Origin of the sequence: Kitasatospora sp. MAP12-44, assembly GCF_029892095.1 — a bacterium.
Taxonomy (GTDB): domain Bacteria; phylum Actinomycetota; class Actinomycetes; order Streptomycetales; family Streptomycetaceae; genus Kitasatospora.
Genome location: NZ_JARZAE010000004.1, coordinates 351,211 through 371,257, shown reverse-complemented (window position 1 = coordinate 371,257; position 20,047 = coordinate 351,211). Strand labels below are relative to the sequence as shown.

General features: G+C 72.7%; 16 protein-coding genes and 1 pseudogene. 9 read left to right on the top strand and 8 right to left on the bottom strand.

Annotated features, from left to right (window positions below):
- Positions 1-233: 233 nt before the first annotated feature.
- Positions 234-1,240: pseudogene (locus P3T34_RS02790) on the top strand (IS5 family transposase).
- Positions 1,241-1,271: 31 nt separating this feature from the next.
- Here the strand turns inward: P3T34_RS02790 and bla are convergent.
- The 5 genes from bla to P3T34_RS02765 all read right to left on the bottom strand — a co-directional run bounded on the left by bla (position 1,272) and on the right by P3T34_RS02765 (position 6,377).
- Positions 1,272-2,207, bottom strand: a complete 936-nt coding sequence (gene bla / locus P3T34_RS02785) for a class A beta-lactamase (protein WP_280664350.1) — start codon at positions 2,205-2,207, stop codon at positions 1,272-1,274.
- A gap of 168 nt (positions 2,208-2,375) precedes the next feature.
- The gene (locus P3T34_RS02780) at positions 2,376-3,308 is read right to left on the bottom strand and encodes an aminoglycoside phosphotransferase family protein (RefSeq protein WP_280664349.1); all 933 of its coding nucleotides are present in this window, start codon (positions 3,306-3,308) and stop codon (positions 2,376-2,378) included.
- A 62-nt stretch (positions 3,309-3,370) separates the two neighbouring features.
- Positions 3,371-4,645, bottom strand: a complete 1,275-nt coding sequence (locus P3T34_RS02775; RefSeq protein ID WP_280664348.1) for a glycosyltransferase — start codon at positions 4,643-4,645, stop codon at positions 3,371-3,373.
- A gap of 148 nt (positions 4,646-4,793) precedes the next feature.
- Complete coding sequence (locus P3T34_RS02770) at positions 4,794-5,396, bottom strand: maleylpyruvate isomerase N-terminal domain-containing protein (RefSeq protein ID WP_280664347.1); 603 nt, start codon at positions 5,394-5,396, stop codon at positions 4,794-4,796.
- A gap of 81 nt (positions 5,397-5,477) precedes the next feature.
- Positions 5,478-6,377, bottom strand: a complete 900-nt coding sequence (locus P3T34_RS02765) for an aminoglycoside phosphotransferase family protein (protein WP_280664346.1) — start codon at positions 6,375-6,377, stop codon at positions 5,478-5,480.
- Positions 6,378-6,654: 277 nt separating this feature from the next.
- Here P3T34_RS02765 and P3T34_RS02760 point away from each other — a divergent pair, with 277 nt between their 5' ends.
- The 6 genes from P3T34_RS02760 (at position 6,655) to P3T34_RS02735 (ending at position 13,165) form a co-directional block, all read left to right on the top strand.
- Positions 6,655-7,428 (top strand): G1 family glutamic endopeptidase, encoded by a 774-nt coding sequence (locus P3T34_RS02760; protein WP_280664345.1) that lies wholly within the window; start codon positions 6,655-6,657, stop codon positions 7,426-7,428.
- Positions 7,429-7,507: 79 nt separating this feature from the next.
- On the top strand, positions 7,508-8,464 hold the full coding sequence (locus P3T34_RS02755; RefSeq protein WP_280664344.1) for a hypothetical protein: 957 nt from the start codon (positions 7,508-7,510) through the stop codon (positions 8,462-8,464).
- A gap of 251 nt (positions 8,465-8,715) precedes the next feature.
- Positions 8,716-9,732 (top strand): GlxA family transcriptional regulator, encoded by a 1,017-nt coding sequence (locus P3T34_RS02750; protein WP_280664343.1) that lies wholly within the window; start codon positions 8,716-8,718, stop codon positions 9,730-9,732.
- Between the two features lie 19 nt (positions 9,733-9,751).
- The gene (locus P3T34_RS02745; RefSeq protein WP_280664342.1) at positions 9,752-11,506 is read left to right on the top strand and encodes a thiamine pyrophosphate-binding protein; all 1,755 of its coding nucleotides are present in this window, start codon (positions 9,752-9,754) and stop codon (positions 11,504-11,506) included.
- Positions 11,478-12,152 (top strand): SRPBCC family protein, encoded by a 675-nt coding sequence (locus P3T34_RS02740; protein ID WP_280664341.1) that lies wholly within the window; start codon positions 11,478-11,480, stop codon positions 12,150-12,152. The genes P3T34_RS02745 and P3T34_RS02740 overlap by 29 nt, the downstream gene beginning before the upstream one ends.
- Complete coding sequence (locus tag P3T34_RS02735) at positions 12,149-13,165, top strand: ketoacyl-ACP synthase III family protein (protein ID WP_280664340.1); 1,017 nt, start codon at positions 12,149-12,151, stop codon at positions 13,163-13,165. Before P3T34_RS02740 ends, P3T34_RS02735 begins: the two co-directional genes overlap by 4 nt.
- 29 nt (positions 13,166-13,194) lie before the next feature.
- On the opposite strand, the gene P3T34_RS02730 is transcribed toward P3T34_RS02735, so the two are convergent.
- A complete protein-coding gene (locus P3T34_RS02730; RefSeq protein ID WP_280664339.1) occupies positions 13,195-14,670 on the bottom strand; it encodes an NADH-quinone oxidoreductase subunit NuoF family protein in 1,476 nt (491 codons plus the stop codon).
- Positions 14,667-15,404: a hypothetical protein gene (locus tag P3T34_RS02725; protein ID WP_280664338.1), complete on the bottom strand. Its 738-nt coding sequence runs from the start codon at positions 15,402-15,404 to the stop codon at positions 14,667-14,669. The genes P3T34_RS02730 and P3T34_RS02725 overlap by 4 nt, the downstream gene beginning before the upstream one ends.
- 354 nt (positions 15,405-15,758) lie before the next feature.
- On the opposite strand from P3T34_RS02725, the gene P3T34_RS02720 reads away from it, so the two are divergent.
- Positions 15,759-18,335, top strand: coding sequence for a hypothetical protein (locus P3T34_RS02720; RefSeq protein ID WP_280664337.1), 2,577 nt, complete (start codon positions 15,759-15,761; stop codon positions 18,333-18,335).
- Positions 18,336-18,376: 41 nt separating this feature from the next.
- Here the strand turns inward: P3T34_RS02720 and P3T34_RS02715 are convergent, their stop codons facing one another.
- Positions 18,377-19,267: a LysR family transcriptional regulator ArgP gene (locus P3T34_RS02715; RefSeq protein WP_280664336.1), complete on the bottom strand. Its 891-nt coding sequence runs from the start codon at positions 19,265-19,267 to the stop codon at positions 18,377-18,379.
- A 68-nt stretch (positions 19,268-19,335) separates the two neighbouring features.
- Here P3T34_RS02715 and P3T34_RS02710 point away from each other — a divergent pair, with 68 nt between their 5' ends.
- On the top strand, positions 19,336-19,950 hold the full coding sequence (locus P3T34_RS02710; RefSeq protein ID WP_280664335.1) for a LysE/ArgO family amino acid transporter: 615 nt from the start codon (positions 19,336-19,338) through the stop codon (positions 19,948-19,950).
- Positions 19,951-20,047: the final 97 nt, after the last annotated feature.

The window sequence follows — 20,047 nt, the reverse complement described above, 5'->3', positions numbered from 1 at the left end:
TCTTCGAATTTAGGCGGTGCGGAGGTGGTCGCGGGCTCGGCGGGTGGTGACGCAGCGTGTGTGTAGGCGCTGGCTGGCTGGATTGCGTCGCAGCCACTGCCGACGGCGACTCTCCATCCCCTCAAGCACGTAGATCGCGAAGTCACACTGGCGTACTAGGGCCTGTTCTGAGTTCAGATCACGGTTTGGTGGTTCGCCGACGCCGGACGGTCTCGGCCCGGTAGAACGGCGGTGTGACGCGTGGTGATCTGAGCGATGCCGAATGGGAGTTGGTGGAGCCGCTCCTGCCGCTGGGCGAGCGTGGGCCGATCCCCGACCTGCGCCGACAGCTCGATGCGGTGATGTGGAGGTTTCGGACCGGGAGTCCATGGCGGGACGTCCCTGAGCGCTACGGATCCTGGTCGACCGTCTACGGCCGGTTCCAGATCTGGGCGACCACGGGGACCTTCCAGGCGCTGATGGAGGGGATGATCGCCGAGGCCGCAGCCCGTGGACAGGTCGATCTCAGCCTGGTCAGCGTGGACTCCACGGTCGCCCGCGCGCACCACCACGCGGCCGGGATGGTCGTCGACCCGGAGTTGCTGCAGGATCTGGAGAAGGCCGCCACGAAGGAAAAGGGGCTCCACAAAAGGGGCAAACCGATCCAGTAGTGGCGGCGCCCGGCCCGGCCGGCGAGACGGACGACGCGACTCGCGAGGAACGCCGTCGTGTCCGCCGTCGCCGCAAGGCCCGGCTCCGCGCGGCCGAGCTGGGACGCTCGCGCGGCGGGCTGACCACCAAGACCCACCTCGCGGCCGAACGCCAATGTCGGCCGCTGTCCTTCGTGCTCACGCCTGGGCAGGCCGCCGACAGCCCCCGCTTCATCCCGGTCATCGAGCGGATCAAGGTCCGCGTTCCGGTGGGCCGGCCCCGCACCCGCCCGGACGCGATCGCTGGCGACAAGGCGTACTCCTCCCGCGCCAACCGCGCCTACCTGCGCCGACGCCGGATCAAGGCCGTCATCCCGGAGAAGGTCGACCAGGCCGCCAACCGCAGGAAGAAGGGCTCGCGCGGCGGCCGTCCCGTCACGCACGACGCCGACCTCTACAAGGACCGCAACACCGTCGAGCGCTGTATCAACAAGATCAAGGAGTGGCGCGGTCTGGCCACCCGCTATGACAAGACCCCCGACAGCTACCTCGCCGGACTCCACCTACGCGGCGCCGTCATCTGGCTCCGCAGCCTACGGCCCGCCACATGATCTGAACTCAGAACAGGCCCTAGCACGCTGTTCAGTGCAGGGCGTTCAGGGCGTTCAGGGCGGCCCTGGTGGCCTGGGCGATCAGGGCGTCGTCCGAGGTGGCGCCGGCCTTGCCGCGGTCGGACAGGATGGCGATGACGACAGGGCTGCCGCCGCCGGCCGGCCAGAGGACCGCGATGTCGTTGCGGGTGCCGTACCCTCCGTTGCCGGTCTTGTCCGCGACCTTCCAGCCGGCGGGGACGCCGGCACGGATGTAGGGGGCGCCGGTCGTGTTGCCGAGCAACCAGTCGGTGAGCGTCTGCCGCCGGTCGCCGGGAAGGGCGTCGCCGAGGACGAAGCGGCGCAGGTCGGTGGCGAGCGCGCGGGGCGTGCTGGTGTCCCGGGGGTCGCCTGGGGTCGCCTCGTTGAGGGTCGGCTCGGTGCGGTTCACGTTGGTGGTCGGGTCGCCGAAGGCGCGCAGCGCCTGCTGGAGGGCGGCGGGGCCGCCGAGGTCGTCCGAGACGAGGTTGGCTGCGGTGTTGTCGCTGTACTGGAGGGCAGCGGCGGCCAGGTCGCGCAGTCGCATGCCCGTGGCCACATGCTGCGACGTGATCGGCGCGTACGCCTGGAGATCCTCGGAGCGGTAGGTCACCACCTTGTCCAGGTCCGCTTCGGAGGCGCGGCTCAGCAGGACGCCGACGGAGAGGGCCTTGTAGGTCGAGGCGTGCGCGAACCGCTGGTCGGCGTTGTAGGCCACCTCCCGGCCACTACCGGTGTCCATCGCGTAGACCCCCAGCCGGGCGCCGAAGTGCTGTTCGAGCTGCTGGAAGGCGTCGGCGTCGGCGGCGGGAGTCGAGGACGCGGCGGGAGCGGTGCTGCGGGATCCAGCCGGTTGCCGGGCGTCGTTCGCTGCGCAACCGGCCAGTAGAGCGGCCGTGAGGACGGGGACCGTGACGAGCAGGGCGAGTCGGCGCTTCGTGAAGGTCATGCCCGACAGCCTGCCTCGGCTGTCTCATGCGGGCAAAGACCGCCAACTGGCTGGAGTTCAAGCGGAGGCGTCCTCGACAGCGACTCGTCGCACTGTACGCAGCGTCGACTGGAGACTGTCCAGATCGGTCCAGCGCCTTCAACCAGCACGTTCGAAGCTGGCGAAGGCTCACCGCTCGTCGGCGGCCTCCAGGATCGCGCGGAGCCGCGACAGGCATTCGCTGACGAAGGCGGGATAGCTGTCCCAGTAGTACGACACCCCGCTGACTCCGACGGCGATGGCCCATGCCCGGGCGCGAAGCCACGTCAGGTCGTCGAGGCTCATGGTGTCCCAGTACGCCTGGCGGGCCCCGGGTGGAAGATCCCACAGCGGCGAGTGCTCCGCGTCGGGAAAGCCGACCGAGAGACTGCCGAAGTCGATGACGGCGTGCAGCTTCCCCTGCTGGACCAGGAGGTTGGTGGGCCTGAGGTCGCCGTGGAGCCACACCTGGCGGCTGGACGGCTCGGGCAGGGCGAGCGCGCTCTGCCACAGGTGTTGTAGCCGCGCGAGGTCGAAGTCGAAGTCGAGATCGAAGTTGAGGTCGAGGCCCTGGATCGTTCGGCAGTTGTCGAAGCACCTGCTGACCCACTCGTCGCAAGCGTGCAGGTCACCCCCGCGGTACCAGCTGAGCTCGCCCTGACCTGTGGCTCCCATCAGGGGCGTGGAATGCAGGCTCCGCACGATCGTCGCCAGGTCGGCCCCGAAGGCGGGCCAGTCGGTGACCGAGCCCAGGCCGGCTTCATCGCCGTCGATCCAGCGGTACACCGACCAGGCGAGCGGAAACGCGGAACCCGGAGCACCGTCGTGCACCGGCTCCGGGATGCGGCAGGGGAGATGCGGCGCCAGCCGCGGCAGCCAGGTCTGCTCCTTGCGTACGGCCTGCGCGTTGTCCGGGGTGCGCGGCAGCCGGATGAGCAGCTGGTCGCCGAGCCGGTACATCCTGTTGTCCGTGCCCGCACCGGCCGGCGAGATGGGGAGGGCCGCCCATTCCGGTCGCTGCTCCCGCAGCAGGGACCGGACGACCGCCTCATCCACCCGGATCTCGTTCTCATGAAGCTTCACGGGGAGAGCCTTGTGCCCAGGCTCCGCCGACGCCAGCGATTTTTCCCGAGCCCGGTGGAGTGTCAGTCCGATCTCGTGCGGCGTGCTGGGGAGTTGCCGAGGCGGTCCACGGCGGCGACGACCGGGCCGGCGCCGTCCTCCTGACGGATGCGGGCGGCCAGGGCTTGGGCGCGACGGGTGTAGGACGGGTCGGTGGTGGCCTGGACGAGAGCCGCGGTCAGGTCCTGGGCGGTGAGTCGGCGCAGCGGGATCGCGGCGGGTGCGACGCCCAGGGCGGTGAGGCGGGCGGCCCAGAACGCGGCGTCGAACTGGACGGGGAGGGGGATGGCGGGGATGCCCGCGCGCAGTGCGGCTGCGGTGGTGCCCGCCCCCGCGTGGTGGACGGCTGCGGCCAGGTGAGGGAACAGCAGCTGGTGCGGCACCTCGTCGACGGTGAGCATGTCGTCGTCCTCGAAGCACAGTTCGCTCCAGCCGCGCTGGATCACCCCCCGCAGCCCGGCCGCACGCAGGGCGCGCACGATGGTCCGGCTCAGCCGCTCGGGATCGGGAACGGTGGCGCTGCCCAGGCCGACGAAGACCGGTGGCGGGCTGGCGGACAGGAAGGCGCGCAGCTGGTCCGGGAGTTGTGCCTGGGGCGGGTCGTGGGGCCACCAGTAGCCGGCGATCCGAAGACCGGAGCGCCAGTCGCGGGGGCGGTTGACCACGAGGGGGCTGAAGCCGTGGTAGATCGGCCAGTCCTGGCGCTCGCGGGCTCGGCGGGCTGCGCGCGGCCGGTGGCGGGGGAGGTCGAGGCGGGCCTGCAGGGTGCGGACGCTGTCCGCGAAGATACGGTCCACGGCGGCGTTGACGGCCCGTCCGGCCACCCGGTTGCCCAGTGGTCCCCAGGAACGGGTGCCGGTGACCGGGGGAGCGAACTCGCCGGTGGCGGCGAGTGGTTGGAGGTACACGCCGATGCTCGGCAGTCCGAGTCCCTCGGCGATGGTGTGGCCGAGCGGGCCGAGCGAGCTGGACAGCAGCAGGACGTCGCTGGTGCGGGCGGCCTGCAGCAGGTCGTCCGTCGTTCGGTCGACCGCGGACCGGGCCAGGGCGATGACCCGGAGCAGCTTCCCGGCGCCGGTGCTGCTGCGGTGCAGGGCCTGCCCGCGCGCGGACTGCAGCTCCGCGAGCGGGTCGACCGGCAGGGCGTGGAACTCCATGCCCGCCGCGGCCGCGAGCGGCGCGAAACGGGTGTGGGTGACGAGCGTGACCTGATGTCCGGCCCGCACCAGAGCATGGCCGAGCCCCGTATAGGGAGCCACGTCCCCGCGCGAACCCGCCGTCATGACCGCCACTCGCATGCCCGCCATTCTCCCGCAGGCGCCGCCCGCCGGCAGCCACGCCGCGCAGGGCGTCGACGGTCACGGCATGGACGGTCAGGGTGATCGGCTCACGCTACGGGGCTGACTTCCCTGGGGTTTCGGCTGGCGACCACCGTGGCCTGCTGGGTCAGTCTGCCTGCGACAGGTCGGATCGCTCGGCCACTGCCACTCGCCAGACCCATGAGGTGGGGCGGGGACGGTCGCCCAGGTCGCCCCGGCCGGTGCACCAGAGGAGGACGTGAGCCGGGTCGCCGGGTGGGGCGTCGGGGAACAGCCGGTGGAGCACCGCCGCGCAGAGCGGCGCCGGGGGCAGCCATGGCACGCCCAGCCCCTGAGCGATGTCATGGGTGTGCAGCAGGACTTCAGCTACACCCATCGCCGCGAAGCCTGACGGGTCGCAAGGACCCCAGTGCCATGCCCGCACCTCTGGGCTGGCCGTTGCCAGTGCACTCCCGAGCAGCCCTGCGCACGCCGTGACCACCTGGAGCACTTCGCGCGGGGAGCTGTCCGCGCGGATGGCGAGGTCGAAGGGCAGATAGGCGTCGGTAGGGCGTGCGGCGAGCTGCCCGGCGTAGGCCAGCAGGTCATGGGCGATATGGGCGGCCGTCGTCCAGCAGCTCCATTCCAGCGAACCAGCCGGCACCGACCAGTCCTGTGCGTCGTGCGGGCCGAGTACTCGCACCATCTCGGTCACGGCCTCGTTGACGTCTCGGTTGTCGATGCAGCGCATCACGCGATGCTATCCATGACTGCGGACAAGCGGTTTCATCCCTGCACGATCAGGCCGCCGCGCTCAACTTGGTGAGACCGCCTACAGAATGTTCCAGCGCATCTGGTGGTCGCCGTGCTGGAGCCCCTCGATGCGACGGGTCACCTCGGCCAGCGTGGCGCTGGCAGCGGCCGCGCGCTTGGCGTTGGTGGTGATCATTCGCAGCTCGCGAAGGTCCCGCAGGACCGTGTAGCCGTCCCAGGTTGTGACGTCGAAGCCGTACGCGTTGGCGAAGGCCGCGTAGTGGGCCGGTCCGTAGCCGAAGCGGCGGCAGTGGATCTCGATGGTGACGAGGTCCATCTCGGGGGAGCCGAAGGCTGTGGTGTCCCAGTCGCACAGCACGGCATGGTCGCCATCGTGGAGAGCGTTCCGGTGTTGTGGGTCGCCTTGGAGGACCGCGGGCGGGAGGGCGAAGTGGAGGTCGGCCAGCTCCTTCTCCAGGTGGTCCAGGTGGGAGGAGAGGTACTGGAGGTCCTCGGACGGAAGCGCTGTGATGGTGGCGATTGATCGTCGGATGGCGCCGACGGTGTCCAGCGGGCGGATCTCGAAGGGTGGGTGGGGGAGTTGGTGGAGGGTGCGGAGCGGGCCGGCGATCTGTTCGGCGGTGACGGGGTGCTCGGGCTGTGGCAGGTAGGTCCAGAAGGTTACTGAGTGCCCATCAACGAGGACGGGCTGCTCGACCGGGTGAAGTGAGACCGTGGGGAAGTCGAGGCTGGTCAGCCACTCGATGAGTCGCACAGTGCGGTGGACGTCGGCTGATCGCGTGCCGGACCGGGCGATCTTGGCCACCACGGGAGCGGTGCGTAGGCGGAAGACGGCGTTGGTGTGGCCGCGGAGGACGGCGGCGCCTTCCGGGTCGAGTCCCACGCGGCGACAGGCGGTGGCCAGGATGCGGTTCACTTCGGGCTCGGCGAATCCGCCGATCAGTGCCGGTGCGCTCATGGGGCAAGGCTGACTGACGAACGGCCGGCTTGTCACGTCGAGCCGGTGGGGAGCGTCAGGAGTTCAGCAGCAGGTTCAGGCCGGTCGGGGCCGGTTCGGGAGCTGGCATGTTCCCGCCATGGCGTGTTCCTGCATGACCTTTGCTCTTCTCAACTCCCTTGGAGGAGGTCGACGCTGGCCGACAAGTGCGGAGCGTGGAGCGCCCCCAGGCTGATCCCCCGCTCCGTGGAACCCCCACGTCAGTAGGAGATCGACCATGGCCCGACACCTCTTATGCATGGCCGGAGCCGCGGCGGCCCTCGCGCTCGCCACCGCCGCCGCGCTCGCCGCCCCCGCCCAGGCCGCGCCCGCAGCTGCCAACCCCAGCGCGCACTTCGGGCCCGCGAGCGGCCAGCACCGTGACGCCAAGGCCCTGCGCACCCGCTTCGACGGCGGGGTCTGGGGTGGCTACGTCGCTCAGGGCAGCGGGTTCCAGAGCATCTCGGGGTCCTGGACGATGCCGCAGATCCAGTGCAACTCCACCAACGACCTCTTCGCGCCCTGGGTCGGTATCGACGGCTACGGCTCGCAGACCGTCGAGCAGACCGGCGTCCAGGCCGACTGCTCCTCCGGCTCGCCCGTGCTCAGCGGCTGGTACGAGATGTACCCGGCGCCGCCGCAGTACTTCAACGACCCGGTGTCCGCCGGGGATTCCTTCACCGGCACGGTGAGCACCGACGGCTCGGGCAACTACGCGCTGGCCCTCACCGACAACACCCAGGGCTGGACGGAGAACACCCAGCAGCAGCTCGACGCGCAGAACGTCAGTGCCGAGGCGGTCATCGAGTCCCCGTCCCAGAGCTACCCGTCCTTCAGCCGGCTCGACTTCTCGGGAGTCACCGTCAACGGGCAGGCCTTCGACGCCTTCAGCCCGCAGGCGATCGACAGCGGCCAGTACACCGAGACCGCGCTGCAGAACGGCTCGTTCTCGATCGTCCCGGCGGGATTCAGCCCGTGGGCCGCGCGCCCGGCGCACTCCACGGCCACCAGGCCGGCCGTGCCGCGCTACTGACGGGCGCCACCCCCGGAACGGAACGCGCACGGAACGCACATACATCCGCATCTCCACCGATCTCCCGAATGCGAGTGACATGAAACTCTCCTTCCACTCCCAGGCCCTGCAGCGGCCCGCGGCCGCGCTGGGCGTCACGGCGGCCGCCGCGCTGCTCGCGGCGGTCCAACTCACCGGTGCACCTGCGGCCTTCGCGCAGAGCCCGAGTGCCGCCTTGAACGCCGTCCCGAACGCCAGCGCGCACGCGGTGTCCGGTCACTCCTCCGCCGCCGGCAACCGGTACGGCGCCTCCCCGGCCGCCCCGGCCGCCACGTCGAGCGGGATGCAGTACGGCGGCGGCCCGGTCCAGCATTCCCCCAAGGTCTACCTCGTCTACTGGGGATCCCAGTGGAACACCGACACCAACGGCATCAAGCCGTACATGACCAGCCTGTTCAACGGCGTCGGCACCAGCTCGGACACCTGGTCGAGCAGCACGACGCAGTACACGGACTCCAGCGGCACCGGTCCGACCTTCACCGGCCCGGTGCTCGCCGGGAGTTGGAACGACAACCGGGCCAAGGCACCGTCGTCGGCCGGGCAGCAGAGCATCGCCTCCGAGGCCGACAAGGCCGCCGCGCACTTCGGCGTCACCGGGAACCCGGACGCCCAGATCGTGGTCATGAGCCCGCACGGCACCCACCCCGACGGCTGGCCGTCCTCCGGCTTCTGCGCGTGGCACGACTACACGGGCAGCGTCTCGTACACCAACATGCCCTACCAGCTGGACGCGCCGAGCGGCAGCCGCTGCCCGAACTCCGCCCTGGGCGGCAAGTTGGACGCGTTCAGCATCGTCGAGGGACACGAGTTCGCCGAGTCGGTCACCGATCCGCAGCCGTCGAGCGGCTGGGTGGACAGCAACGGTGAGGAGATCGGCGACCTGTGTGAGAGCAACTTCCAGCGGGTGGCGCTCTCCACGGGGGCCTTCGCCATGCAGCCGCTGTGGAGCAACAACGACGGCGGTTGCGTGATCACGCCGGGCGGCCCCGTCAGCTGACCCACCCTCGTACCCTCGCACGCTGTGCCGTGCCGTTCCCGGGTCTTCCACCGGGAACGGCACGGCACAGCCATGCCCGTGGGAGCCCGAGCAGCAGCGGCGGTATGCGTATGACTCGTCTCACACTGGGTCCTGACTCTCCGTTATCACTGCTGGTCAGTAGCCTCCCCGCGATCCGCGTCCCCGCCGATGGCCGAATTCGTCACTAGGCCGTCATTGCCGCCATCCCGCGCCGGATACAGGCTGTGACCGTGCATCAGCGACGTGTGGTGGTGGTGATCTACTCCGGTGCCCAGGCATTGGACATAGCGGGGCCGATCGAGGTGTTCGACACCGTCAACCGGCTGCTCGCGCCGACGGGCATCCCCTATCGGATCGAGTTCGTCTCGGCGGACGCGCCGCTCGTGCGGACCTGCTCGGGCATGGTGGTCGCCGCCGAGCCGCTGGAGAGCGGCGACGGCCCGATCGACACCCTGCTCGTCCCGGGCGGCTGGGGTCTGCGGGACGCCCTGGCGGACCAGGAGCTGGTCGGCTGGATCGGCCGGGCCGCTGCCCGCTCGCGCCGGGTCGCCTCGGTGTGCGGCGGCGCGTTCCTGCTCGCCGAGGCGGGCCTGCTCAGGGGGCGCCGCGCCACCACGCACTGGGCCTACTGCGAGGAACTGGCCCAGCGCTACCCGGACGTGACGGTGGACCGTGAGCCGATCTTCGTGTGGGACGGCCGGTTCATCACCTCGGCCGGGGTGTCCACCGGGATCGACATGGCCCTGTCGCTGGTGGAGGCCGACCACGGCGCGGCGTTCGCGCTGGAGGTGGCCCGCTTCCTGGTGCTCTTCTTCAAGCGCAACGGCGGGCAGTCGCAGTTCAGCGCGATCCTGGAGGCCCAACTCGCCGACCGCGCACCGATTCGCGCCGCCCAGGAGTGGATCCTGGAGCACCTTGAGGAGCCGCTGCCGCTGCCCGAGATCGCCGAGCGCGCCAGCATGAGCCTGCGCAACTTCGCCCGGGTGTTCCGGCGCGAGGTGGGCACGCCGCCCGGCCAGTACATCGAGCAGATGCGCATCGCCCGGGCCCGCAAGCTGCTGGAGACCACCGACCTGCCGGTCAGCCAGATCGCCCGCCGCTGCGGGTTCCCGGCCCCCGAGACGTTCTTCCGCTCCTTCGGCCGCGCCCTGGAGCTGACCCCGAACGAGTACCGCCACCGCTTCCAGACCATCGCGCCGTCGGGCCTCATCATGCCGCCCGACCAGGCGGACAGGAGTCCCGTATGACTGCCGACAGGAGTCCCGTATGACTGCCAAGGTCCGGCTCGTCGACTACCTGGCAAGGGAGTTGGCCCAGGCAGGCGTCCGGCACGTCTTCGGCGTCGGCGGCGCGAACATCGAGGACCTGTACGACGCGCTGCACGCCACCGGTGACGTCATCCGCACCGTGGTGGCCAAGCACGAGTTCTCCGCCGCCACCATGGCGGACGGGCAGGCGCGCGCGACCGGGCGCCTCGGCGTGGTCGCGGTCACCTCGGGGGGCGGCGCGGTGAACCTGCTGCCGGGGCTGGCGGAGGCGTATGCCTCGCGGGTGCCGCTGCTGGCGTTCGTCGGTCAGCCGCCCACCGCGCTGGAGGGGCACGGGGCGTTCCAGGACACCAGTGGCCGGGCGGGCTCCTTCGACGCGCGGGAGCTGTTCGCCCCCGTCAGCCGGTTCTGCGCCCGGGTCGAGGACCCGGACGCGATCCCGGAGCTGCTGGACCGGGCGCTCGCGGCGGCCCGCAGCCATCCTCGGGGACCGGCGGTGCTGCTGCTGCCCAAGGACGTGCAGCAGGCGCTGGTCGAGGTCCGCGAGCCGCTGCCGGCGCCGCCCGCGCCGCCGGTGCATGCCGAACCCCGGCTGCTGGACCGTGCGGTGGACGTGCTGCGCAGCGCCGAGCGGGTCCTGGTGATCGCCGGCGAGGGGGTGGCCGCGGGCGACGCACGGGCCGAGCTGGCCGAGTTGGCGCAGCGGCTCGGCGCCTGGGTGGCGGTCGCCCCGGACGCCAAGGACGTGTTCGACAACCACGACGCCCGCTTCGCGGGGGTGGCCGGCGTGATGGGCCACCCGAACGTGCTGCGCTGCCTGCAACGGGCCGACGCCTGCCTGCTGGTGGGCACCAGGCTGCCCGCGATGGCGCGGGCCGGCCTGGAGCAGGCGCTGGCCGGGACGCCCGTGGTCTGCGTCGACCCCGAGCCGCCGTTCGTCCCGGGGCTCTGGCTGGGCGGCGAGCTGCGCGAGGCCCTGCGGACGGTGACCGACCGGCTCGCCACCGCCGATCCGCTCGACCCCGCCACGCGGCCGGCTCCCGCGCACACCGGCCCGTCCCCGCTGGCGACCCCGCCCCTCGCCGGGACCGCGCCCACCGCCGGCGGCCGGACCTCGTACGCGGCGGCGGTGGCCGCCGTCGAGGCCGCGCTGCCCGCGCACGCGCACGTCTTCGTGGACGCCGGCAACGCCGGGGCCAGCACGATCCACCTGCTGCCCGCCCCGCGCCACGGCCGCTTCGTGGTGGCCGTCGGCATGGGCGGCATGGGCTACACCTTCGGCGCCGGCATCGGCGCCGCGCTCGCCACCGGGCAGCGCACGTACGTGATCGCTGGGGACGGGGCCTTCTTCATGCACGGCATGGAGGTCCACACCGCCCTCGAACACGGCGCACCGGTCACCTTCGTGATCCTCAACAACAACGCCCACGCCATGTGCGCCACCCGTGAGCAGATCTTCCTCGGCGCCGCACACCCCAGCAACCTGTTCCGCCCGACCGACATCGCCGCGGGCGTGGCGGCCCTGTTCCCCGGCCTGGACGTGACCGGCGCGGCCGACGCCGCGCAGCTGCGGCAGGCGCTGCTGCGCAGCAACGCGAGCAGCGGTCCGGCCTTCGTCACGCTGGACTTCGATCCCGCCGAGATACCGCCGTTCCTTCCCTTCCTGCCCCCTGTCCCATCCCCTGCTGCCGGCCGCATGTCGGCCCAGAACGAGGAGAGTTCCCATGAGTGCGGACCAGTCCATGTCGGCTGAGACCCCCGGCCGGACCGCTGAGATCCCCGGCCTGACCAGGGTGGAGGACACCGACCTGGAACAGCTGATGACCCGCTGCGCCGAGCTGACCCTGCCCGCCTATCCGCACCAGCAGGTCTACGGGCGCTACTGCACGATCGAGGAGTACGTCGACTGCCCGCCCGAGCAGGCCTACGCGTACCTGAAGCAGGGCCACCACCTGGAGGAGTGGACCTTCAGCCTGCGCGACTTCGTCCCCGCCGGCACCCCCGGACTCTGGGTCGGCGACGACCGGTTGGCGCCGGACACCCGGATCTTCTGCCGGGTGGAGACCAATGAGCAGGCCATGACCGTGGACTTCCACTGCGCCTGGGACCAGGGCGAGGAGCTGTGGATGATCTACCTGATGCGCGTGGTGCCGGCCCAGCTGGTGCTCGGCAAGCCCGGTTCGGTGATCACCTGGACCAACTGCCGCCACCCGTACTACGACGCCAACCCGCACCCCCAGTTGGCGCCGCAGGCCGAGCGGCCGTGGGTGGGTGACTACTGGGACTTCTTCTACGCCGGCCACACCGTGGAGATGGCGAACCTCAAGGCGATCCTGGAGCACCGCCACCGCGGCGGCCTGCCGATCGGCACCGCCCCCGCCACGGTGGTGGCGCGGTGACCGCGGTCAGCCTCGTCGACGTCTCCGGCTACCTGCCCGGCGAGCCGATCCCCGCCGCGTTCTACACCGACTACCCCGGCGCGGAGGACAAGCTGCGCGACAACCCCATGTTCAAGGTCCCCCCGCTGCGGCACCACGTCGCCGCGGGCGAGACCAACACGGACCTGGTCGAGCGCGCGGTCGCCCCCCTGATCGAGCGGCACGGCCGGGACGAGATCCGCGCCGTGGACGTCCTGCTGGTGCACAGTCAGCTGCCGGACACGCCGTTCGTGGGAGCCGGTACGGAGGTGGCCCGCCGGCTGGGGATCAAGCCGCGCTGGCTGGTCGACGTGGCCAACGCGGGCTGTGCGTCCTTCGTCCACATGCTCGAACTGGCCCGGCAGATCCTCACCACCACCGACGCCAGGACGGCGCTGATCTGCAACGCGCAGAGCGCCGCGGGCCAGCTGTTCACCCAGTCCGACGTCCGCCGGCTGGCCCAGGCCGCGATCCCCGGCGACGGCTGCGGGGTCGGCTACCTGACCACCTCCGCCGCCTCCCCGGTGCTGGATGTGCTGACCCGTCATCTCGTCGACTACGGCGGCGACATGACCGCCGTGCTCGACGACGGGCGCAGGTACTGGGAGCCCGGCGAGTCCCAACTGCGGATCGGCTTCACCGAGGACGCCGTCGCCACCGTCCTGGAACGCGGCAACCGGCTGGTGCCCGAGGTCGTCACGGACCTGTGCCGACGGCTCGACGTCTCAGCCGCCGACATCGACCTGCTGGTGACCAACCAGCCCAACCGGACCTTTCTGCACAACTGGCGCCAGGCGCTGGGACTCCCGGCGGAGCGGCACGCCGACACCTTCGACAGCTGCGGCAACCTCTTCGGCGCGGCGATCCCGATCACCCTGGACCGCGCCCTGCGCTCGGGCCGGGTCAAGGAGGGCGACCTGGTGGTCCTCGGCGGCTTCGCCCACGCGGGCGACTACGCGGGCGCCGCCGCGATCCGCTGGGGCGCCACGGCGTAGCGACGGAGCGTAGGGCCACGGCGTAGGGCCTACGGGTGGCGGATGCGCAGGGCGAGTGCCGGGCACTGGCTCACGGCACGGCGGGCGCCGTGTTCCTGCCAGGGGGCGACGGGGATGGTGGTCGACGCGGGATAGCCGTGCGGGCCGAGCCGGATGAGACCGGGAGCCAGCACGCCGCACAGCCCGTGCCCGGCGCAGCGGGACCAGTCCACCTCCAGCTGTGCGCCTTCGTCGCGCGGGAGCGGCAGTACGCCGAGGACCGGCCTCCCGCACCCGGTGCCGGCGACGTGGGCCTCGACGTCCCGGGCGAACACGTCGAGCGCGCTCAGCACGAAGCGGGCCGTGCCGTCGGGGTGCGAGCAGGCGCCACCGCCCTGCGCGCCGCCCAGGGCGCGCTGGACGTCCTCCAGTTCCGCGGGCCCGCCGGCGCCCGTGGCCAGCGCGGCGAGCGCTTCGGCGGCGTCCGGCAGCCCGCGCTTGCACGGCCCGCACTGCCCGGCCGACTGGCCCGCGAGCCAGGCCGCGACCCGGGTGAGCTCGCCGAGCGGGCAGGTGGCGGCGGGGAGCGCGACGATCGCACCGGCGCCGAGGGTACCGCCGAGCGCGGCGAGACCCGTGCGGGAGAGCGCCGCGCTGGCGGCGTCCACCGGGTCCAGCCAGGCGCCGTGATAGCCGCCTACCAGCACACCGTCGCCCGGCCGCAGCCCACCCGTGTCCAGCACGTCGCCCAGCCTCGTACCGAAGGGAGCCTCGACCACCAGGGGGCCGGCCCCTGGGCGGTTGACCGTCAGCAGCACCGTGCCGGGTTCGGAGTCGGTGCCGACGGCGGCGTACGCCTCGGGGCCGAGCCGGGCGGCCACGGCGAGCTGCGCCCAGGTCTCGGCGTTGGACAGCAGCGTCGGGCGCCGTCGGACGCCCCCTGTTCCGCCCTCGGCCGCGCGGGCCTTCACCGCGGCGGGCAGGACCGCAAGCCCGTTGACCCCGCGGATCAGCGCGCCGGACTCGCCGGAGACGAAGCGCTCGGGGAGGCAGACGGTCCGGGCCGGGCAGGGCAGGTCGCGCTCGGCGAGGGCGGCGGGAATCGAGACCTCGCCGGGGCTGCCGGCGGCGACGCCGATCACGATCTCCTCGGCCCCGAAGGCGGCTGCGGCCAGGCAGGCGCCGTCGAGCACCAGGTGCGGAGCCCGGGCGAGCAGCATCCGGTCCTTGGCGCTCGGGGGCTCGCCCTCCGCGCCGTTCACCACGATGACCGGACGGGTCCCGGTGCGGTCGGCGGCGGCCAGCGCGGCCCGGGCCTTGCGGACGAAGGGGAAGCCCGCGCCGCCGCGCCCGCGCAGATCGACCCGCTCGGCCAGGTCCAGCAGGTTGTCCCGGCTGGGCCGGGGGAGCGGAGGGTGGAGGCGGGTGTGCATGGCGAGGTCGAGGCGCTGGAAGCGGTCCAGCCCAGCGGTCAGCCGGGCCGACCCCAGGTGGCGCACCTGCGGCAGGTCGCTCCGGGCACTCACCGGCCACCGCCGGACTGGGCCAGCCCCAGGGGTCCGGGTACGGGGGGCGCGGCGTGCCGCGGCAGGCGCGGCCCCGTGGCCGGGCGGGCCGGGCGCGGCGCGCCGGCATGGTGAGCCTTGGAGCGGCGCAGCTGACGAGTGACGGTCCGGCGGCGTCCCAGCCACGAGAGGCCTCGTACCAGCAGAGCGAGGGCGACCAGCGCCGCACACAGCCCGTAGCCCCACAGGACCCAGGCGTGCGCCGCGCGCCCGGCGGTCAGACCGTGGGCCAGCGCGATCGGCCAGCAGGCGTACGCGCCCGCATGCATCACCCGCCAGGCCCAGGCGTGCCGACTCCCCGCGAAACGCCCGCGGATCGCGCCCGTCGCCGCGACCAGGACGAGCAGGTCGGCCGCGACGGTACCCAGGCTCACCGCGAGGGCGGTGCCGCCGGTGAAAGGCAGGATCGCGCTCTGCGGGCCGGCGTGCTGCTCGGCGACCTTGACCGCGATGTGGACGGCCAGGAATCCGAGCGCCGCGACGGCGGTCGCCCGATGCACGGACTGGACGGCGACCCGCAACCGGGGCGTGAGGACCAGGCGGTCGGTGGCGGCGAGCCCGCAGACCACCGCCGCGGTCAGCGCGAGCAGGGTGAAGACCCCGGCGAAGTAGTCCAGGAAGGCCATGACGCGGCCCGGCACGTCGACCGAGGCGCCGTCGACCGATGCGCCTGCCAGAAGGGCTGCTCCGGACATCTGGGTACCTTCTTCCGTGGGTTCGTTCGGGGCACCCGGCGGTATCGGATCGGCTGGACCTGCCTCGAATCCACCTCGGGGAGCACACCACCCGGCTGTGGGACGGGCGGCGTGGCTTGACCCGCCATTCTTAGCAGCGCCCGCACAGGGGACAAAGGTCCCCGACTACGACACCGGGTAGTAGGACGACCCCGTCACGCGGCGCCTGTCGGCAATCCGAGCAGGGTGGCCGTGCCTACGACCGAACGTAGTAGGCACCCGGCGTGACGTAACCGGGCTCACGTGAACATGTCCAGCAGTGTTGGGTATCCGTACTCCTGTACCTGGGCAGCCGGACCCTCCACACTCTCAGGCATGACGACACCCGTGCCGAGCTGCCCCGACTGCGAGGCCCCGCTGGACCTGGGGCGGTCCACCCGCTGCCCGCAGTGCCGACTGCCGCTGGTCGGCGCCGATGCCGCGGCCCTGTGGCAGTTGACGCTCGCGCTGCGGGGACTGGAAGTCCATCGGCTGACACTCGTGCAGCAGCGGGAGCGGCTGCTGGCCGGTCTGCGTGCGCGGCGGGACGATCCGGACATCGAGCTCGAGCGGGCCTGGACCGCACCGGCACCGAGCGGGGTCGACACGAGAGGGTGGACCGTACCGCCGCGCCGGGGCAGCGGGCGGGAGGTCTCCGGACCCTCGGCGCAGACCGTCCTGCTGGTCCTCGGTGGGCTGCTGGTCACGGTGGCCGCGCTGGCCTTCACCGTCGTCAACTGGGGACGGCTGGGGATCGGCGGGCGGACCGTCGTGCTGGCGGCGCTGACCGGCTGCGCCCTCTCGCTGCCGTACCCGCTGAGGCGCCGGGGGCTGAACGCGACCGCCGAGACCTCGGCCGCGATCGGGCTGGCTCTGGTGATGATGGACGCCTATGCCGGCCGGGCCGCCGACCTGGCCGGACTCGGTGCGGTGAACGGCCTCGGCTACTGGGCGGTCGCCACCCTGGTGATCAGCATCGGCGCCGGGGCGTACGGGTGGGCGACCGGGCTGCGCCTGCCGCTTGCGGCCGGCTTTGTGATCGGGCGTCTGCCGGCCCTGCTGGCGGTCAACGCGGTCGGGCTGCACGGCGCCGATGCCGGCGCGAGCGCGATGGTGGCCACGGCGGCCGTCGACTGCGCACTCCTCGTCAACCGGCCGCTGCGGACCGCGTCGCTGCACAGGGCGGCGGTCGCCGGCGCCGCGCTCTGGGGAGTGACGGGCGGGGCTGTCGCGGCTGTCGCCTCGTTGACGGCCGCACTGTCGTCGACCGTCCCGACGGCGGCGACGTCCGATGCCCTCGCCACCACCGCCTGGGCCTGGCTGCCCTTGGGCGGACTCGCGTTGCTCGCGCTCCTCGTGGCGCTGCGGCACCCGGAACTCGGACTCGGCGCGGGCCGCTCGGCCGGCTGCGTCGCGGGGGTGGCCGTCCTGGTGGCGGCGGGCGGATCGCTCGCCGTGACGTTCCCGCAGAGCTGGGCCGCCCTCGCCTACGCCGTGCCGGCCGCGCTGCTCGTGACGGTGTCGGCGGCGTTGCTGCGACGGGACCGGGGGGCGGCACCGGCGCCACACCTGCCTGCCCTCACCGGAGCGTTCTACGCCGCCGGCGGTGCGCTGCTCGCCGCCTCGATGCCCCTGATACCCGACCTCGCGCGCTCCGTCGCCGAGCCGCTCCGCCACGCTCGCGCTGCCTGGGCGGGCGGGCCGGGGCCCGGCTGGGACTGGACCGTCGCGCCCGCCGCCCTCACGGGGCTATGGCTGCTGGCCGGTGTCGTTGCCGTCGTCGCCGTCCTGCGCGTCACCACCGTCCCCGCCGCCCCTCTGCAAGCCGCCCTCGCACTCATGGCCGTTCCCGCCCTCGGGTTGCTGCCGGTGGCCTGCGGGCTGCCGTACGGTGCCGCAGTCGGCATCCTGGCGCTCCTCACGCTCGCGGCCGCACTGGTGGCAGTGCTGCGCGCCGCTGGTCCGGCGGTCCTGGTGGGCCTGACCGCGGCTCCCGCGCTCGCCTTGCTCTGGGCGCTCGCCGACCGCGCCGCGACCATCACCGTGCTCGGTGCCCTGGTGGTCCTGGCGGGTGCGCTGACGGTTCGCAGGGTCGGCGGAGTCCCCTCGGCCGCCACCGCCTGCTGCGCCGTCCTCGCGCTCGGCGCCGAAGCCGTCGCCATCGGGGACAGCGCCGGACTCGCGTTCACGGACAGCCTGGTCGTCGTCCTCGTGGTCGCCATCGGGACCGCGCCGGTGGCGACCCGCACGGCCGGCAGCGTCTCGCTCTCCATCGAGGCCACCGGCTACGGCCTCGCGGGCACCGCCCTCGCACTGACGGTCGGCCACCCCGGGTGGCTCGCCTTCGACCTGACCGTGGCCGGCGTCGCGGCGCTCGTCGTCGCATTGCGCGCCGACCGGCGCCGGGCCGCCGGGCTCACCGCGACGGCCCTGCTGATCGCCGCCTCCTGGATCCGGCTGGTGCTCTCCCAGGTGCACACCCCGGAGGCGTACACCCTGCCCCTGGCCTGCGTCGCGCTCACCCTCGGCCTGCTCCACCGGCGGCGCCGTCCCACCAGCGGCTCCTGGTCCGCCTACGGTGCCGGCCTGGGTCTGGGCCTGCTGCCCACCCTGCTGGCGCTCTGGTCGGACGGGCACTGGCTGCGCCCGCTGCTCCTCGGTTCGGCAGCACTGGCCGTCACCCTGATCGGCGCCCGGCGCCGCCTGCAGTGCCCGCTGCTGCTCGGCGGCGGCACTCTCCTCCTGGTCGGTGCGCACGAACTGGCCCCCACCGTCGTCCAGGTCCTCGGCCTGCTGCCCCGCTGGGTCCCGCTCGCCCTCGCGGGCCTGCTGCTGCTGGCCCTCGGTGCCACCTACGAGCAGCGCCTGCGCGACGCCCGCCGCCTGCGCGAGTCCCTGCAACGGCTGCGCTGACGCTGCGCACCCGGGGCTGATGTCCCGCGTGTGCCCAGTCCTCACAGCGCGTCGGCGGCCGCCGCTGCCACGGCGTCGGCGACCTCGGCCAGCGCCGGGGAGTCGAGCTTCCACTGCTGCCAGTACAGCGGGACGTCGATCGGCCGGTCAGGGGCGAGATCGCGCAGCCGTCCGCCGACCGCCCGGGCGGCGACATGGATCTCGGGGAGCATGCCCCAGCCGAGCCCGGACACCACCGCGTCCAGATAGGACTCCGAGGCGGGGACGAAGTGGCGCAGGGTCCCGGTCGCGGCTCGTGGGTTGAGACGTTGCAGGAAGCGATCCTGCAACTCGTCGCGGCGGTCGAAGACCACGACCGGCGCAGCGCCGAGCAGCTGTCGCAGCGGAGCGCCGCGGAGCCAGCGGTCGACGAACTCCGGGCTCGCCATGGCGCGGTAGCGCATCCGTCCCAGGGCCCGCACCGAACACCCCTGGACCGGCTGCGGGGAGGAGGTCACGGCCGCCATCACGGTGCCTTCGCGCAGCAGCCGGGTGGTGTGCTCCTCGTCCTCCCGGTGCACTTCGAGGCAGATCCGCGCCTCGCGCCCGGCGCGCGCGAGCGCGGGCAGGAACCAGGTCGCCAGCGAGTCGGCGTTGACCGCGATCGACACCCGGGCCGGCTCGCCGGAGTCGGACAGGCCCAGCTCGGCGCCGGCATCGCGCTCGAGGCGGGCGACCTGGCGGGCGAACCGCACGACGACCTCGCCGGAGTCCGTCAGCCGGATCGGCTTGGAGCGCAGCAGCAGGACCCGCCCGGTGCGCTCCTCGAGTGCTTTGATCCGCTGGCTGACGGCCGACGGTGTCAGCTGCAGGGCCCGGGCGGCCGCTTCGAAGGTCCCCTCGTCGGCAGCGGCGAGCAGGGTGCGTACCTGCTCCAGGGGAAGACCAGTCATCACAATCGCTAAGGATACGTAAGAAACATTAGCTGGGCTGATTACCGCGGCTGACCTAGCCTCGCCCTATGCACGACGTACTCATCGCGGCCGCCGCAGGACTGGGCACCGGCCTCTCCCTCATCGTGGCCATCGGCGCCCAGAACGCCTTCGTCCTGCGCCAGGGCATCCGCCGCCGGCACGTGCCGGTGATCGTCGCGATCTGCGCGGGCTCCGACGCGGTGCTGATCGCACTCGGTGTGGCCGGCATCGGCAGCGTGGTGCACGCCTGGCCTGCCGCGATCACCGCGCTGGCCTGGATCGGTGGCGCGTTCCTGGTCGGCTACGGGCTGCTCGCCGCCCGCCGGGCGCTGCGCTCGGCCCGGCTGGACCCGACCGCCGACACCGCCCCCTCGCTGCGCGCCGCCGTCCTCACCTGCCTCGCGCTGACCTGGCTGAACCCCCACGTCTACCTGGACACCGTGCTGCTGCTCGGCTCGATCGCCGGCTCCTACGGCGACCAGCGCTGGGCCTTCGGCGCCGGCGCCGCCGTCGCGAGCCTGTGCTGGTTCGGCGCACTCGGCTTCGGCGCACGGCTGCTGGAACGCTTCTTCGCCCGTCCCGCCTCGTGGCGCGTCCTCGACGCGCTCATCGCGGCGACGATGACCACGCTCGGCGCGGTGATGGTGGCGAGCCATCCGTGACCGCCTGACCTGGGCGCGGGCGACGTCGGGCCGTACCGCGTGTCGGCGAGCACACTGGAAGGGCTGTTGCCTCTCCGGCCCCGCGACAGTCTGGGCG

What these genes read in the sequence shown, in the direction of transcription:
- P3T34_RS02725 (WP_280664338.1), bottom strand. Translation starts at nt 15,404, where the DNA reads ATGTCCGGAGCAGCCCTTCTGGCAGGCGCATCGGTCGACGGCGCCTCG.
- P3T34_RS02720 (WP_280664337.1), top strand. Translation starts at nt 15,759, where the DNA reads ATGACGACACCCGTGCCGAGCTGCCCCGACTGCGAGGCCCCGCTGGAC.
- P3T34_RS02740 (WP_280664341.1), top strand. Translation starts at nt 11,478, where the DNA reads ATGAGTGCGGACCAGTCCATGTCGGCTGAGACCCCCGGCCGGACCGCT.
- P3T34_RS02745 (WP_280664342.1), top strand. Translation starts at nt 9,752, where the DNA reads ATGACTGCCAAGGTCCGGCTCGTCGACTACCTGGCAAGGGAGTTGGCC.
- P3T34_RS02710 (WP_280664335.1), top strand. Translation starts at nt 19,336, where the DNA reads ATGCACGACGTACTCATCGCGGCCGCCGCAGGACTGGGCACCGGCCTC.
- P3T34_RS02770 (WP_280664347.1), bottom strand. Translation starts at nt 5,396, where the DNA reads ATGCGCTGCATCGACAACCGAGACGTCAACGAGGCCGTGACCGAGATG.
- P3T34_RS02715 (WP_280664336.1), bottom strand. Translation starts at nt 19,267, where the DNA reads ATGACTGGTCTTCCCCTGGAGCAGGTACGCACCCTGCTCGCCGCTGCC.
- P3T34_RS02755 (WP_280664344.1), top strand. Translation starts at nt 7,508, where the DNA reads ATGAAACTCTCCTTCCACTCCCAGGCCCTGCAGCGGCCCGCGGCCGCG.
- P3T34_RS02765 (WP_280664346.1), bottom strand. Translation starts at nt 6,377, where the DNA reads ATGAGCGCACCGGCACTGATCGGCGGATTCGCCGAGCCCGAAGTGAAC.
- P3T34_RS02760 (WP_280664345.1), top strand. Translation starts at nt 6,655, where the DNA reads ATGGCCGGAGCCGCGGCGGCCCTCGCGCTCGCCACCGCCGCCGCGCTC.
- bla (WP_280664350.1), bottom strand. Translation starts at nt 2,207, where the DNA reads ATGACCTTCACGAAGCGCCGACTCGCCCTGCTCGTCACGGTCCCCGTC.
- P3T34_RS02775 (WP_280664348.1), bottom strand. Translation starts at nt 4,645, where the DNA reads ATGCGAGTGGCGGTCATGACGGCGGGTTCGCGCGGGGACGTGGCTCCC.